Below are 14,310 nucleotides of genomic sequence, written 5' to 3' on the forward strand. Positions count from 1 at the left end.
CATTGGATGTGGGCGCCTTGAAGAGGTGTGGTCATAGGGCTTAGATAAACCATCAGGCTCGCCGTTTGGAGCTTTTGGTAATGAATGAATTCCGTGTGACTGGTAAGATTCGTGGATACGCTAACCCGCTCTGAACGAAGCCTTCGTATGGCAAAGGTGAAGTCAAAGGGCTCCAAGCCGGAAATGGTGGTGCGTCGGCTACTTTTTTCGTTAGGTTATCGCTATAGGCTTCACGACCGTAGCCTTCCAGGCAGCCCGGACATCATCTTCAAGCGTAAGAAAAAAGTCATTTTCGTTCACGGATGCTTTTGGCATCGACATGACGGCTGTCCGCTAGCAAGGTTACCTAAGTCGCGGTTGGACTTCTGGATTCCAAAATTGGAAGGCAACAGAGAACACGATACACGCACGCAGCATCAGCTAGAGTCACAGGGATGGGAAGTTTTTGTGATTTGGGAATGCGAGCTTAAAGATTTGAATCTATTAGAGAAAAGGCTAAATGGCTTTCTTGGTCGGGGGAACACGCAATGAAATCCGTTGAGCTCTTCGCAGGTGCGGGCGGCCTTGCTATGGGCTGTGAAATAGCGGGGTTTTCTCACCTTGCTGTCGTCGAGTGGGATAAGTGGGCTTGCGATACCGTCCGCGAAAACCAAAAGCGCGGCTACCCCCTGGTACAGCACTGGAAACTACACGAAGGTGATGTGCGTGGTTTTGACTGGAGCACTGTCCCGGAAGGCATTGAGCTGCTTGCCGGTGGTCCTCCGTGCCAACCGTTCTCCATTGGCGGTAAACATGGTGCCTACGATGACAGTCGTGACATGTTCCCCGCGACTGTTGAAATCATCCGCACACTAAAGCCAAAAGCGTTCATCGTAGAAAACGTAAAGGGTTTGACACGAGCTGCTTTCGCAAATTACTACCAATACATCTTGCTCCAACTAGAGTTCCCGGAATTACCACGTCGAAAGGACGAGGGTTGGCATGATCATTTGATGCGCCTGCAAGCCGAGCGAACCTCTGGTAAGCGCAAGGGTAAAGGTCATACTTACAACGTGGTACCAACCCTTGTGAACGCTGCTGATTATGGCGTGCCACAGAAGCGGGAGCGGGTCTTCATCGTTGGGTTTCGGGATGACCTCGGAGTCGAGTGGTCCTTTCCGGAAGAGACTCATAGCTACGATGCCTTACTGCATTCACAGTGGGTTACCGGTGAATACTGGGCTAGGCATGGTCTCAAGATGCCAGGAGTTCCCGCCAAGCTTTTGTCACGTGTCCGGAAGCTGAAGAACGATCTGCTTCCCATGGATAAAGCGCCATGGAGAACGGTTCGTGATGCCATTGCCGACCTTCCTGATCCTGAAACCAAGGCAGCACTGAAAGTGCCTAACCATACGTTTCAGGGCGGTGCTCGCTCATACCCTGGTCACACGGGTAGCCCGTTGGATTTACCAGCCAAAACTCTGAAGGCTGGTGATCATGGCGTACCGGGCGGCGAAAACATGCTGGTCAAGGAAAATGGTGACGTGCGTTATTTCACTGTCCGTGAAAGTGCTCGCATTCAAACCTTCCCAGATGGTTTCCGGTTCCATGGAAGCTGGTCCGAAACGATGCGACAGCTTGGCAATGCGGTACCAGTGCTACTGGCGCAGCACGTGGCTTCGAGTGTTGCGGAGAAATTGGCAATTGCTGAAATCATCCGCATTCAGAAAACCGTCAAGAAGGTGGTAAACGTCGCATGACGGGCAAAGTCATCCCATTCAATCCGTTGGACAAGAAAAATCTGGGTGCCAGCGTTGCTGAAGCGTTGCTTTCCAAAGAGGTTCATCCGCTCAGTGCATTACCTGCGTTTGATGGGGCAGGGGTGTACGCGATTTACTACACTGGTGACTTTCCTGCATATGCGCGTTTAGCGTCATTGAATCAAAGTGGACAGTTCATGTTGCCGATCTATGTAGGCAAAGCTGTTCCTGCCGGTGCCCGAATGGGCGGCGATTTCGGTTCATCACCGGGGAAGGTTCTTCAAAAGCGGTTGAAGGAACATGCTGACAGCATTCGTGCGGCTGAGAACCTGAACATCGATGATTTCCACTGCCGCTTTTTGGTAGTGGATGACATTTGGATTCCGTTGGGTGAATCGCTAATTATTGCGAGATTTACCCCAGTGTGGAATTCGCTAATTGATGGCTTCGGCAACCATAACCCTGGAAAGGGGCGCCATGCTGGGATGCGTCCGCGCTGGGACGTATTGCATCCAGGACGATCGTGGGCAATGAATCTTGCTGAGCGGCCAGAAAAAGCGAAGGACATTTCAGACGATGCTGAGACCTATCTTCGTGAGCGAGCCCCGAGCCTTTCGACGCAGTTCATAAAGGCAGAAGGCGAATAGCTGCTAGCGAAGGGTGGGTTTATCAATCTTCACGAATGGATCAGTTGAAAAGCTGGTCCTTTTTTATTTAGGGTTGTCGCGTAAGGCCCCGATAATTTCGGCGTGTGCGTGGTTAGTGTCGTTGCTGATTCGGACGGGGCGGGGTGAAAGTCCTACCGTGTCGTCGTTCTGGCAGGCATCCCACCTGACTCGACATGGTTAACGTTTGAAACGTGGCGTCCAAGATTCAATCAAAGCTTCCTCGTCTTCTTCGTCCTCTGGCTCGGGAATGTCGATGTCGTAAAGAATGGTTAGTGTTTTACCGTAACGACCAAGGCCAACTACGTCTTCGCTGATCTCGATGCTACGCCGTCCGCCGAACCATTCTTGGAAGTTGGATATTGCTTGCATCCGCACACCATGTAACACGTTGTCTTCGACTTGGTTGAACGTGTGCGTTGTCGTGTTGCGTGGAACTCCTCCCCGTTTTTTCAACCAATCAATTCCCTCAATGTTCTTCAGCGACGGTGACATGAAGCAATGGTCGATGGTCCCGCCACGACTAATGATGATGGCAACTGGTTCGCGGGTGCATTGCGTGTAACGAATAGCAGTCGCATGCAGCGACGTCTTGCACAACACCGCCAGGTTTTCGATCGCTCCCAAACCGCATCCAGCCTGTTGAATTGCGGGGTAAAACAAATGTCGGGGCATCAAAAAGCTTGCTGCAAAACGATCCGCTTCAATTTCATATTTATTTGTGGATGAAAATCCAGCGCGCGATAGATGCGCACCGGAATCACCCGAAATGACAGCATCCGCGTGACCGGGCAGAAAATAATGTCCCAACTCATGGCTGACACTAAAGTTTTCGAAACCTTCGTTTTGAAGGTGAGTGGCGTAGGCAATTGCGAAGTTGTTACCAAAACGAACCAGCATCCCCGAGACACCTTCGTTCTCCATGGGTTTTGCAACAACTTCAATTTCCCGATCGCGAGCAATTGCTTTGGGATCGATGGGTAAACTGGCGATCCCCATCCCTTTGATGATTTGTTCAGCAGCAGTCGAAGCAAAGGCATAGGGATCGGTCGTGGTCATTGCTTATCTTTCTCCTGCGCACGTTTGGCCAGCATCGTTATGAGGTCATCGGCCATTTTTCGGTCGGACCCATCAAGTGACTCATAGTGGCGGTGCAATCGATCAGCACCAGCAAGGTCTTTGAACTCTTCAACGCGCCCCAATAGGTAATCGGTGGTGACATCTAGACTGTCAGCAAGGATGCGAAGATTGTCGAAAGACGGCTTTCTAGTACCTGTTTCAAAGTGGGAAATTGCGGACGGTTGCATACCGGCACCTTTGGCCAGCTCTGCTTGATTGAGCCCTCGATACTCCCGCGCGGTGCGCAAACGGTTCGGAAAAACCTCGGAAGGAGATGGATGCGGTGGGGTTGACTGCGACATGACGAAACCGTATAGTTTGAGTTGACTGTTTCGTCATGGCCTTTCCGGCCTTTTATTTTGGCTGGAATCATGACGAATTCGTCACATAGTAGATGACGAACCTCAACCACGCAAGAAAGGAAGGTAAATGATATGGCTGACGTACAAGTGACCTGTATTACCAAACCAAACACCCAAAGCCCGCATGAACACATCACGCATTTGGGCAACCCTGCCGGAAACTGGAAGTGGACTCGGGAGCAGGTAATTCAAAGCATCGAGGCCAAAACCAATACGTTTTACGTGAGGGACCCTGCCAATGGCCAGCGTGCCGACATTGGCGTTGTCAGGGAGGCAGGGAAGGCACCATATGTACGCACTTATGCTGATGGTCGTTGGAACAACAACTTGCTGTCTCTGAACCAATGCCCACTGAAGTGATGATGTGTAAACGAGGGATTATTATGACTATGAACAAAAAGCCAGGTGAAAACACTGGAAGCAACGGTGGGATTTATCAAGAGGTTGGCCCTCGTGGGGGCAAGCTCCCGAACTACACAACCGTGCCGGATAATCGCCAGCTTCCCCCAACAACGAAGCCGGGTCACGCCTGGGTTCCGGTAAAAGTAACCCCCAACAGCAAACGTTAAGTTATGTACCTCTTCCTTCGGGCGGCTTTGTCGCCCATTTTTTTGTCGTCAGTTTCCAACAGCACGTAGTTGATTTGGCTGAGAAGAAACGAGCCAAGGCGTTGGGTACGCTTCAAGCCCACTTGTTCCAGTGACGTTTAACGGTTGCAATGCCAATGCCCAATTCGGCTGCAACGCTTGCCTGCGTCATGTCCTTTGCCTTGAGCCGTTGTACGGCTTCTGTTGTATCGTTTGCTGCTGGACGTCCCAATTTCTTGCCTTCTGCTTTGGCGCGCCTCAAACCAGCCTGCGTGCGTTCAATTAGAAGATCGCGTTCGAATTCGGCAACAGCTCCTAGCACCTGCATTGTCATTTTTCCGGCTGGTGATGTGAGGTCCACACCTCCCAACGCGAGGCAGTGAACTCGAATACCAATGCCTGCTAGGTGTTCAACTGTGGACCGAACGTCCATTGCATTACGGCCCAAGCGATCTAGTTTGGTCACAATCAAAACATCCGACGACTCCATCCGTTCAAGCAGCTTTTGAAAACCCGCACGTTCTTTCGCGGCGACGCTACCCGATACGGTTTCTTCAACAACCCTGCCAGACTGTACATCAAACCCAGCCGCTTTCACTTCCTGCAACTAGTTCTCTGTGAACTGGTTAGCTGTCGAGGCTCGGGCATATAGAAAGACACGGGACATTGACACGCACCTAAGGGGTCATTAAACGTGGTATCACTGTAGAGCGGGATCATTAATTATAAATAGCTATTTTTATGATTCTTTTATATGCCATTTTTCTTGGGATCGTAAATCGGATGTTTGTTGATGCGCGATGTGCTTACGGGATTGTGCTCCATCAGTCCTGTATCAACTGCATAAGAAAACACAGATGAAAGTCGGGAAATAATGAGTCGAATCGACGATCTGGCCAGCGACGTGTTGCTGTGTTTTACACAGGATTTAGTTAGCTTTTCCGCGAAGTTTTGGATGTGCTGTGGACCGATTTCAGCTACGTGGTGGTCTGCCATTAGGGTGATGAATCTATCAACCGCCCTTTTATAGTCAACAGTGTGGCGTCGGATCACGTGAGCAGGGTTGTTCGCTAGCCCTATTGATTCCGTATACCGAAGAAATGCTTCTGAGAGTCTGGTGGTGCTGGGTTTGGTTGAGCTGGCGGTTTCGTATGCAGGTCTCGTATGGGCGCAGTTCGTTATGTAGAAGGCGTTACAGAGCGGAATTCCGACTGGGACAGAATTGTCGTTCCTTACCTGATGGAAAAAGCGCTCTGACCCAGCGTATGCAATCGCAAATGCTGCCTTCGCTTCGTGGTGATTCCGCGTGTTCAGCGAGCGGCGAATTTCAGTTCCGCCAATCACCGGTCGTAGGTCATCCGGCACCCTGCGCCTTAGGTAATAGATACTAGAGTCGGGGTGCCGGAATGGTTGTGCTATTAATGCCATATGTACCAGCCTTGTGTATCAATGGGCTGGGAAAGGGCTGTTCAGGCGAGCGGTCGCCCGATGGATTTATGACTTGGCCACTTTCGACATCGCCATTGCCTCGGCCCCTTGCTCACGCACCCAGAACAACGTGGCCCCGGCCACCGCCGCCGGCATCATCAGCAGGTTGACCACCGGCACCAGCAACACCAGGTAAACAATCCCGCCGAAGCTCATGCTCTGCCAGCGCTTCTGGCGCAGCCAGGCGAGCATTTCGTTCCAGCCCAGCTTGTGGTTGTCGGCCGGGTAGTCGATGTATTGGATCGCCATCATCCACACCCCGAACAGCAGCCACAGCGGTGCGGCAATCAGGTTGACCACGGGGATGAAGGACAGGATAAACAGGCCGATGGCCCGGGGCAGGAAGTAGCCCAGCTTGCGCATTTCCCGGGCCAGGGTGCGCGGGACCATGGCGAACAGCTCGGCCCAGCTGAAGGCGGGGAAATCATCGGTACCGCGCACCACCACTTCGACTTTTTCCGCGAGGAAGCCATTGAAGGGCGCGGCGATGATATTGGCGAGCATGGTGAAGCTGAAAAACACCATAAAGGCCACCAGCAGCACAAACAGCGGCCACAGGATGTAGCTGAGGAAGCTCAGCCAGTTGGGCAGCGTCGGCATCAAGGTGTCGACCCACAGGCTGAACTGATGGCCAGCAAAATAAATCAACCCGACGAACAGTATCAGGTTGATCGCCAGGGGCAGCAGGACGAACAGGCGCAGGCCTGGGCTCAAGACCAGTTTCAGGCCTTCACGCAGGTATTGTGGGCCTGACAGAACGGGGGCGGGCATGGAAAACTCCGGGCAAAAGGGTAAACGCGCCGACCTTACCGGCTTTGCCGGTAGGGTGAAAGCACGGTCAGCAAGCCGACATTAACGGTAACAAACATGTTGATTAATAGGTGCCACAGCATAGAGACCGCCTATGAGCTGGATTGTTAATCCGTATTTCCTTAATCTTGCCCCCCTCTATACGCTGCACCCATTATTTTTAGGGCCTGCGAGTTAAAAAGCCTTCCCCAAGTGCTTCGCGGTCCTTTTTTATTCCAGCCGCTCTGTAGTCCGGGCGGTCGATAGGAGTGAGTCATGTCTGATACCCGTCATTCGCGAGTGATTATTCTCGGTTCCGGCCCTGCCGGTTACAGCGCTGCGGTCTACGCGGCCAGGGCCAACCTCAAGCCGTTGCTGATCACCGGCATGCAGGCGGGTGGTCAGTTGACCACCACCACTGAAGTCGACAACTGGCCGGGCGACGTCCACGGCCTGACCGGCCCGGTGTTGATGGAGCGCATGAAAGAGCACGCCGAGCGTTTCGAGACCGAAATCGTCTTCGACCATATCAATGCCGTGGACTTCTCGAAAAAGCCCTACAGCCTGACCGGCGACAGTGGCGTCTACACCTGTGACGCGCTGATCATCGCCACCGGCGCCAGCGCCCGTTACCTGGGGCTGCCATCGGAAGAAGCGTTCATGGGCAAAGGCGTTTCCGCCTGCGCGACCTGCGACGGGTTCTTCTACCGCAACAAGCCGGTGGCTGTGGTCGGTGGTGGTAACACCGCTGTCGAAGAAGCACTGTACCTGGCCAACATCGCCAGCACCGTGACCCTGGTTCACCGCCGCGAAACCTTCCGCGCCGAGAAGATCCTGATCGACAAGCTGCACGCGCGGGTTGCCGAAGGCAAGATCATCCTCAAGCTCAACGCCACCCTGGATGAAGTCCTGGGCGACAACATGGGTGTGACCGGTGCGCGCCTGAAAAACAACGACGGCAGCTTCGACGAGCTGAAAGTCGACGGCGTGTTCATCGCCATCGGCCACACTCCGAACACCTCGCTGTTCGAAGGCAAGCTGACCGCCAAAGACGGTTACCTGGTGGTGCAGGGCGGCCGTGAAGGCAATGCTACCGCGACCAACATCGAAGGCATCTTTGCCGCTGGCGACGTGGCTGACCACGTCTACCGCCAGGCCATCACCTCGGCCGGCGCCGGCTGCATGGCGGCCCTGGATGCCGAGCGTTACCTCGACGGCTTGAAAGACGCTGCTTTCTAAACCGTTGCAATGAAAAAACCGGCTGCGAGGCCGGTTTTTTTATGGGCGCGATTCAAGCAACGCCAGAGTACAGACGTGTTAACCCGATCAGCGCCGGCTCAAGGGCTGGGCGCCGAACTTCACACCCGCCAACCCATGCTCGATCAACGCGCGGATATTGCCGTGATCTGTGCCCTCAGGCGTCGCCAGCACCGAACGATAGTGCTCACCAAACGCCAGCAGGGCCTCTTGGTCGCTCAAGCCTTCCAGCAGCGCCAGGCCCAGGGTCTTGCACGAGCCCTCGTTTTGCCCGGCGGCGTTTTCTACACCACCGTTGGTGAAGGCCTGGGGCTGGTAGTCGTAGCCAGCAGCGATAAACGCCAGGGTGTCGGCAAAGACGTGTACGCCGCTGTTGAGGCTGGCGCGCAGGGTGTTCAGGTCAGTCATGGGGTTTTCCTTTGGCAAACGCCGCTTGTTGTTCGGCGCTGGCTTCTTGCTGGTATTGGGCTTTCCACTCGGCGTACGGCATGCCGTAGACCACTTCGCGGGCGTCATCGAGGCTGACCTCGATCTGGCGTTCGTCGGCTTCGGCCTTGTACCACTTGGACAGGCAGTTGCGGCAGAACCCGGCGAGGTTCATCAGGTCGATGTTCTGCACGTCCTTGCGGCTGTCCAGGTGTGCGACCAGCCGGCGGAAGGCGGCGGCTTCGAGTTCCAGGCGTTGTTGATCAGTCATGGGGTTCACGCAGATTCAGGGGGTTAACGGCTGGCCGCCAGGGTGATCGACACCGACTCGGCAAAACGCAGCGCATGGGGCTTGTCGACTTCGACTTCGGCATACAGCACCGACTCATTGCTCATCACCAGGTCCAGCAGTTCCTGGGTCAGGCGTTCGAGCAGGGCAAAGCGGTTGCCTTCGACGTGGGCGATGATGGCCTTGGTGATGGTGCGGTAGTTCAAGGCGTGGTCAATGTCGTTATCGCGCACCGCGTCTTGTGCGGCATACAGGATGGTCAGGTTGATCAACACATCCTGCTTGTTGAGGATCTCCTCCTCGTTGATGCCAATAAAGGTGCGCAGACACAGGTCCTTGACCCGGATGCGCGCCATACCTGGTTGAAGTTGTGGCATTGCTACTTGCTCCGTCCAATCAGTTGCAGGAACCCCAGGCGGCTGGTGTTCGGGTTTACTTGACATGCCGCCCGCCATTGACGGTCAGGGTGGTGCCAGTGACATAAGGGTTGTCCAGCAGGTAACGCACGCTCTGGTAAATCACCTCAGGCCCGGGTTCGATACCCAATGCAGACTTGGCCAGGACCTTGGCGCGATAGGCCGCGTCGTCGCCGTCGTTGAACATCACCATGGCCGGCGAGATGCCATTGACCTTGATCCGGGGCGCGTATTGGGCGGCGAAGGACAGGGTCAGGCTGTCGAGCCCGGCCTTGGTGGCGCAGTAGGCGATATGCTGGCGGCTGCCCTTGCGGGTCACGTCGTCGCTGATGTGCACAATGTCGGCCAGCGTCGAGCAGCGCAACAAGTCAGCACAATGCAGGTTGATCAGGTACGGCGCAAGCATGTGCACGCTGAACATATCAATAAAGGCGTGGGCTTCGTCGCCAGGTGTTTCTGCGGCCCAGGTCGAGGCATTGTGGATAATCGCCCGCAGGCTATCGGTATGGCTCTTGAGTTCGCTGATAAATGCCAGGATGCCGGCCTCAGAGGAGAAGTCGGCAAACACGCCAATCGCCCCACGTTCGCGCAGGGCCTGCACGCCGGGACGCTCACTGCGATAGCTGAAGATCACCGGCTGGTTGTCGTCCAGCAGGCGCAGGGCGCAGTGCAAGCCGACACGTTGGCCGGCGCCGGTGATCAGGATCGGAGCGGGAGAAGTCATGGGAAGCTCGAGTCGCGGGCAAGCTAAAACTATACCAGCGACCGGCCTGTTGCGGATCGGCTCAAACGGTTGCTTCGGCAGGTTTTACCCGTGGCGGCGCAGGATTGAGCCAGCCTGCCAGCAAATGGGTCGACAGCGGAATGAACAGATAGACCATCAACGGCGTCAGGGCCAGGGTGCTGACCAGCACGCGGCTGAACAGGCCCAGTTCGGCCAGCAAGGGCTCAAGGCCAAAGTTGAACAGCAGCGACACCGGGAAAAACGCCAGCCAGATCGCCACGGCCTGTTTCCAGCGCGGCGGGCGTTGGCCTACGGCACCAAACCAGCCCTCCATGCCGCTGACCCGATGCTCCATAGGGTCGGCAAACAACTCGCTGCCACGGCTCAGCCAGGCGCTGCGCGAGGCCGAGAATTCCCAGGCGTGCAGGGTCTGCTCGTCGGCGAAGCGGAAGATGATCTGGAATTCGCCACCGTCGGCAGGCGGGGCAAGCACGCCGGAGCCCAGGTAACCGGGAAAGTCAGTGGCCAGTTGCTCGCCTTCACGCAGCCAGCTCATCATGTCTTGATAGCGACCTTGGGCAGCGCGGCGCGCGACCATCAAGGTGACGGGGAGGGTAGACATTGTGTATCTCCGAATGTGTGGGAGCGCTGTACCGGGTAGGTGGCGTCCCTGGCGAAACCGCGGGGTAGAGCGGCGACGCAGAAAAAACAGGCAAGGATTATTCCTGATTTGACGAAATACGCCAGCGACATTGGACGGCTGGGCAATTCCCTTGAAAAAGACAGGTATAAAAGCGTTAAATAGGATCCAAATTTGCATAGTTTTGGTCCGCCGATGCCTGTAATCACAGCACCATCCCAAGGTATTGCACCAAGCGCCCACTGTGCGGCAGATGAGTTGTTCCCGATTCGCGAAGTTGCGAGATTGACGGGTATCAACCCGGTCACGCTCCGAGCGTGGGAGCGGCGTTATGGTTTGATCCAACCGGTACGCACCGAAAGCGGGCATCGCCTGTACACGCAGAAGGATATTGAGACCGTCCATCGCATTCTGGATTGGATCGAGCGTGGCGTGGCGGTCAGCAAAGTCGGCAAGATCCTCGCTCGCGACGATGCGCAGGCCTCTTTCGTGTGCCAGTTGCAGGAAGGCGACGCAGAACACGAGTCGACTCAGTGGCAGCAGCAGTTGCAACTTGCCATCGGCGCTTTTGATGAGCTGCAACTGGAACGTCTGTACGGGCAGATTTTTGCGGCGTACCCCGTTGCGGTGGTGTTCCAGGACATCCTGATGCCCCTTTGGCAACAGTTGTTGCGTCACCAGGGGCGTTTCGGCCAGGCCAGCGAATGGCTGTTTTTCGACAGTTTCCTGCGGGCGCGGATTTCCCAGCGCCTGCAGATGGCCCGTGCCGGCCGTACGCCACAGGTATTGCTGGCGGCCATTGCCGGTGAGTGCCGAGAACTGGAGTTGCTGGTGGCGGGGCTGATGCTCAGTGGTGATGAACTGGCCGTTCACGTGTTGAGCTTGGGCCATCCCCTGGATGAGTTGACGCTGATCTGCGAGAAGACCCGGCCGCAGGCGCTGGTGCTGTTCTCCAACCACTCACCGACCCACGATTTGCCCAATCGGCTGGAGCGCTTGGCCCTGACCCTGGAGTGCCCGCTGCTATTGGCCGGTGATGCCTCGGACATGGCCGACAAGCAACTGGCCGGTACTGCCATCGGTTGCCTGGGCAATGAGGGGCGGTTGATGCAGCGACGCTTGCAGCAGTTTCTCAGTGGAACCCTGGATACCTGAGATCAGGCATGCACTTCGGGGTGGGCCAGGCGATGCTGTTGCAGGATGAACTGGCGCAGGCGCTCGGTTTCATCCGCATCGCCCTGGCTCAAGCGGTAGGCAAACAGACCGCGAGCCGTTTCGCGCTCTAACGTGCCACGCACGGCAATCCGTTCGTAGCCGGAGGGGCTGAACCACATCGAGAACGTGCGCGGTGGTTTGCTGCGGCCGCGACACTGCACCAGCAGGCCCTTGAACGACACTTCATGCACCCACAACGCTCCGGGCTGACCCCTGACGTTTTCCAGGGCGACCGGCTCTTCAAGCACCAGGCGCCAGGGCCGGATCATCGGCCCATCCTCGAAAATACTCGGCACCCCAAGACGCAAGTGCACGGCATGGAACTCGTCTTCCACCAGTTGCAGTGGAAAGGTCATTTGCTGGTTATCGAACTGCGCCTGGATCGTCACCTGCTCATGGGCCGCGAGGCGCGTAAGCAGGTCGCGGATCTGCGCGCCACCGTTGACCGTCAGGCTCGACGACACATCCCGCACATTCAGCTGCGGGTTGTGGTGCATGTTCTGGATGAAATCCAGCTCGTCCTGGGTCAAAAGCGCGTCGCGTTGCATTGATGTGGCTCAAGGAAATGCGTGATTAAACTGATTATCACCCTAAAGACCATATTTTCTAAAGTTTGTTAGATCCGCTCGTCGCCCGGAGCGTTGCCAACTCGGCCGTAAGTGCTGCTACCTGGGCTTCCAGCTGGGTCACACGCTGCTGGGCCTTGACCTGAACCGTGACATCTTTCTGCACGCCGACGAAGTAAGTCTGTTGATCGGCCTGGTTATAAACCGTCGATAATGACAGTTCATTCCAGAAATGCGTGCCGTCCTTGCGGTAGTTGCGCAGGATTTCCCGGCATGCGCCGCCACTGTCCAGGGCTTCGCGAATGGCCATCAGGGCCGGCTGGTCGCGGTCACCCGATTGCAGGAAGCGGCAATCCTGATAAAGGACGTCGTCTAGGTTGTAGCCGGTCATGCGTTCGAAGGCGGGGTTCACGTAAATCAGCGGTTTGTCCTTGCCTTCCCGTTCCGCCACGACAATCCCGTCGTTGGAGGCATTGACCACCATTTGCATGAGCTTGGCGTTGATCATTGAGCGATCCATAGCGTGTTTGTGGATTTCTTAGTGTAGGGCAACCCACCCGGCTGCCAACTGTTAATATCCCAGGTTTTCACTCAACTACAGGATCAGATTGATGAAAGTCGCCATCCTTTCCGGCTCGGTCTATGGCACGGCAGAAGAAGTTGCCCGCCACGCCATGGGTATCCTCAATGCAGCCGGTTTCGAGGCCTGGCATAACCCGCGGGCGACCCTGGCCGATGTGCAGGCCTTCGCCCCGGACGCCTTTCTGGCCGTCACCTCCACCACCGGCATGGGCGAACTGCCGGACAACCTGATGCCGCTGTATTCGATGATCCGCGACCAACTGCCCGCCGCCTGGCGCGGTTTGCCTGGCGCGGTGATCGGCCTGGGCGACGCCAGCTACGGCGACACCTTCTGTGGCGGCGGCGAGCAGATGCGTGAGCTGTTCGGCGAATTGGGCGTGCGCGAAGTCCTGCCAATGCTGCGCCTGGATGCCAGCGAAAGCGTCACCCCGGAAGCTGACGCGGAGCCATGGCTGGCAGAGTTGGTCAGCGCACTGCGCGGCTGATCGGGTATTCGCGCAGCAGCGCCAGCCAGGCCAGGGCGGCTTTCGACAGATAGGCGCCCTTGCGCCAGATAAAGGCGATATCCCATCGTAGGAATTGCGGTGCCCTGAGTGTCAGGCGCACCACGCCGGGCCGTTCCAGCCCACGTGCGACCACGCTGGGCAGCAGCACCACGCCCTGGCCGGCGGCCACCAGTGCCACCAGAAAGTCCGCCTGGCCACTGCGCCCACTTTCCCGGGGTGTGAAGCCCAGTTGCTGGCAGGCCTGGAGTAGCCGGTCATTGAGCACAAAGCTGCGCTGGTACATCAAAAATGGCGTGTCGGCCAACTCCTCCAGGCCAATCTCTGTGTGCTGCGCCAGTGGGTGGTCCACGGGCAGCAGCGCATCCAGCGGTTCATCACAGAAGGTTTGCCAGGCGAAAGCCGGATCGGTGGGCAGCAGGCTGCCGCCGACGTCCAGCTCACCCGCGAGGATCGCCTGCTCAATATTGCGGCTGCCGCCTTCGAGCAATTGGATGCTGACATTGGGGTAGCGCCGGCGATATTCGGCAAACAGCCCGGCAAACAGGGTGTCGCCCCCCAACTGCGGCAGGCCCATGCGCAACTCGCCACGGGTGAGTTGATTCAAGTCGTCCAGCTCGCTCAGCAGCTCGGTTTGCAGGCGCAACATGGCTTCGGCCCGTTGCAGCACCACCTGCCCGGCGGCGGTCAGGCGCACCTGGGAGCCAATGCGGTCGAGCAGCGGCGTGCCCAGGCTTTGCTCCAGTTGCGCCACTTGCTTGCTCACGGCGGACTGGCTGATATGCAAGGTTTTCCCGGCCTGGGTAAACCCGCCACGGTGGACCACTTCGATAAAGCTGCGCAGTTGTTTGAATTCCATTGCGGTAATTCCTGTTTGGAATGGCTTGCAGTCTAACAATTCGCTTCGGGTATGCCACGCGGCTCTTTAAAATGAAGGCCTGCG

20 protein-coding genes are annotated in these 14,310 nt (G+C 56.5%); 7 read left to right on the plus strand and 13 right to left on the minus strand.

Annotated features, from left to right (window positions below; translation table 11 throughout):
• The first annotated feature begins 147 nt into the window (after positions 1–147).
• Genes PSH80_RS04455 through PSH80_RS04465 form a run of 3 tightly spaced genes read left to right on the plus strand, consistent with a single transcriptional unit; the run spans position 148 to position 2,386 of the window.
• Entirely contained in the window at positions 148–531 is a 384-nt protein-coding gene (locus PSH80_RS04455) for a very short patch repair endonuclease (RefSeq protein WP_305419340.1), read from the plus strand.
• Complete coding sequence (locus PSH80_RS04460; RefSeq protein ID WP_305419342.1) at positions 528–1,739, plus strand: DNA cytosine methyltransferase; 1,212 nt, start codon at positions 528–530, stop codon at positions 1,737–1,739. The genes PSH80_RS04455 and PSH80_RS04460 overlap by 4 nt, the downstream gene beginning before the upstream one ends.
• Positions 1,736–2,386 (plus strand): Eco29kI family restriction endonuclease, encoded by a 651-nt coding sequence (locus PSH80_RS04465; RefSeq protein ID WP_305419343.1) that lies wholly within the window; start codon positions 1,736–1,738, stop codon positions 2,384–2,386. The genes PSH80_RS04460 and PSH80_RS04465 overlap by 4 nt, the downstream gene beginning before the upstream one ends.
• A gap of 198 nt (positions 2,387–2,584) precedes the next feature.
• On the opposite strand, the gene PSH80_RS04470 is transcribed toward PSH80_RS04465, so the two are convergent.
• Positions 2,585–3,463 carry an ImmA/IrrE family metallo-endopeptidase gene (locus PSH80_RS04470; RefSeq protein WP_305419345.1) on the minus strand — a complete coding sequence of 293 codons (879 nt, stop codon included), beginning with the start codon at positions 3,461–3,463 and terminating at the stop codon, positions 2,585–2,587.
• Positions 3,460–3,825, minus strand: coding sequence for a helix-turn-helix domain-containing protein (locus tag PSH80_RS04475; protein WP_305419347.1), 366 nt, complete (start codon positions 3,823–3,825; stop codon positions 3,460–3,462). The genes PSH80_RS04470 and PSH80_RS04475 overlap by 4 nt, the downstream gene beginning before the upstream one ends.
• Positions 3,826–3,957: 132 nt before the next feature.
• Here PSH80_RS04475 and PSH80_RS04480 point away from each other — a divergent pair, with 132 nt between their 5' ends.
• On the plus strand, positions 3,958–4,245 hold the full coding sequence (locus tag PSH80_RS04480) for a DUF3892 domain-containing protein (RefSeq protein WP_078834174.1): 288 nt from the start codon (positions 3,958–3,960) through the stop codon (positions 4,243–4,245).
• Positions 4,246–4,566: 321 nt separating this feature from the next.
• Here PSH80_RS04480 and PSH80_RS04485 read toward each other — a convergent pair whose 3' ends face one another.
• The 3 genes from PSH80_RS04485 to cysZ form a co-directional block, all read right to left on the minus strand.
• On the minus strand, positions 4,567–5,079 hold the full coding sequence (locus tag PSH80_RS04485) for a recombinase family protein (protein WP_305419350.1): 513 nt from the start codon (positions 5,077–5,079) through the stop codon (positions 4,567–4,569).
• Between the two features lie 143 nt (positions 5,080–5,222).
• The gene (locus tag PSH80_RS27270; RefSeq protein ID WP_370693717.1) at positions 5,223–5,900 is read right to left on the minus strand and encodes a DUF6538 domain-containing protein; all 678 of its coding nucleotides are present in this window, start codon (positions 5,898–5,900) and stop codon (positions 5,223–5,225) included.
• A 66-nt stretch (positions 5,901–5,966) separates the two neighbouring features.
• Positions 5,967–6,731, minus strand: coding sequence for a sulfate transporter CysZ (gene cysZ / locus PSH80_RS04490; protein WP_305419352.1), 765 nt, complete (start codon positions 6,729–6,731; stop codon positions 5,967–5,969).
• Positions 6,732–7,025: 294 nt separating this feature from the next.
• On the opposite strand from cysZ, the gene trxB reads away from it, so the two are divergent.
• Positions 7,026–7,988 (plus strand): thioredoxin-disulfide reductase, encoded by a 963-nt coding sequence (gene trxB / locus PSH80_RS04495; RefSeq protein ID WP_057958322.1) that lies wholly within the window; start codon positions 7,026–7,028, stop codon positions 7,986–7,988.
• Positions 7,989–8,075: 87 nt separating this feature from the next.
• On the opposite strand, the gene PSH80_RS04500 is transcribed toward trxB, so the two are convergent.
• The 5 genes from PSH80_RS04500 to PSH80_RS04520 form a co-directional block, all read right to left on the minus strand.
• Entirely contained in the window at positions 8,076–8,414 is a 339-nt protein-coding gene (locus PSH80_RS04500; protein ID WP_120731674.1) for a HopJ type III effector protein, read from the minus strand.
• Positions 8,407–8,703: a DUF1244 domain-containing protein gene (locus PSH80_RS04505; RefSeq protein WP_057437796.1), complete on the minus strand. Its 297-nt coding sequence runs from the start codon at positions 8,701–8,703 to the stop codon at positions 8,407–8,409. Before PSH80_RS04505 ends, PSH80_RS04500 begins: the two co-directional genes overlap by 8 nt.
• Positions 8,704–8,726: 23 nt before the next feature.
• A complete protein-coding gene (gene folX, locus PSH80_RS04510) occupies positions 8,727–9,098 on the minus strand; it encodes a dihydroneopterin triphosphate 2'-epimerase (RefSeq protein WP_057437798.1) in 372 nt (123 codons plus the stop codon).
• A gap of 55 nt (positions 9,099–9,153) precedes the next feature.
• The gene (gene folM / locus PSH80_RS04515; protein ID WP_057437799.1) at positions 9,154–9,861 is read right to left on the minus strand and encodes a dihydromonapterin reductase; all 708 of its coding nucleotides are present in this window, start codon (positions 9,859–9,861) and stop codon (positions 9,154–9,156) included.
• 61 nt (positions 9,862–9,922) lie between these two features.
• Complete coding sequence (locus tag PSH80_RS04520; protein WP_057958325.1) at positions 9,923–10,483, minus strand: hypothetical protein; 561 nt, start codon at positions 10,481–10,483, stop codon at positions 9,923–9,925.
• Positions 10,484–10,696: 213 nt separating this feature from the next.
• On the opposite strand from PSH80_RS04520, the gene PSH80_RS04525 reads away from it, so the two are divergent.
• Positions 10,697–11,656 carry a MerR family transcriptional regulator gene (locus PSH80_RS04525; RefSeq protein WP_128593279.1) on the plus strand — a complete coding sequence of 320 codons (960 nt, stop codon included), beginning with the start codon at positions 10,697–10,699 and terminating at the stop codon, positions 11,654–11,656.
• Between the two features lie 2 nt (positions 11,657–11,658).
• Here the strand turns inward: PSH80_RS04525 and PSH80_RS04530 are convergent, their stop codons facing one another.
• On the minus strand, positions 11,659–12,264 hold the full coding sequence (locus tag PSH80_RS04530) for a hypothetical protein (protein ID WP_115127440.1): 606 nt from the start codon (positions 12,262–12,264) through the stop codon (positions 11,659–11,661).
• A 58-nt stretch (positions 12,265–12,322) separates the two neighbouring features.
• On the minus strand, positions 12,323–12,790 hold the full coding sequence (locus tag PSH80_RS04535) for a PAS domain-containing protein (protein WP_057437813.1): 468 nt from the start codon (positions 12,788–12,790) through the stop codon (positions 12,323–12,325).
• 103 nt (positions 12,791–12,893) lie between these two features.
• Between PSH80_RS04535 and PSH80_RS04540 the strand changes: the two genes are divergently transcribed.
• The gene (locus tag PSH80_RS04540; protein ID WP_057444540.1) at positions 12,894–13,349 is read left to right on the plus strand and encodes a flavodoxin; all 456 of its coding nucleotides are present in this window, start codon (positions 12,894–12,896) and stop codon (positions 13,347–13,349) included.
• Here PSH80_RS04540 and PSH80_RS04545 read toward each other — a convergent pair.
• The gene (locus PSH80_RS04545; RefSeq protein ID WP_169990145.1) at positions 13,330–14,226 is read right to left on the minus strand and encodes a LysR family transcriptional regulator; all 897 of its coding nucleotides are present in this window, start codon (positions 14,224–14,226) and stop codon (positions 13,330–13,332) included. The two genes, PSH80_RS04540 and PSH80_RS04545, sit on opposite strands and share 20 nt — an antisense overlap.
• Between the last annotated feature and the right edge of the window lie 84 nt (positions 14,227–14,310).

This window comes from Pseudomonas sp. FP818, from assembly GCF_030687335.1.
Lineage (GTDB): Bacteria > Pseudomonadota > Gammaproteobacteria > Pseudomonadales > Pseudomonadaceae > Aquipseudomonas > Aquipseudomonas shahriarae.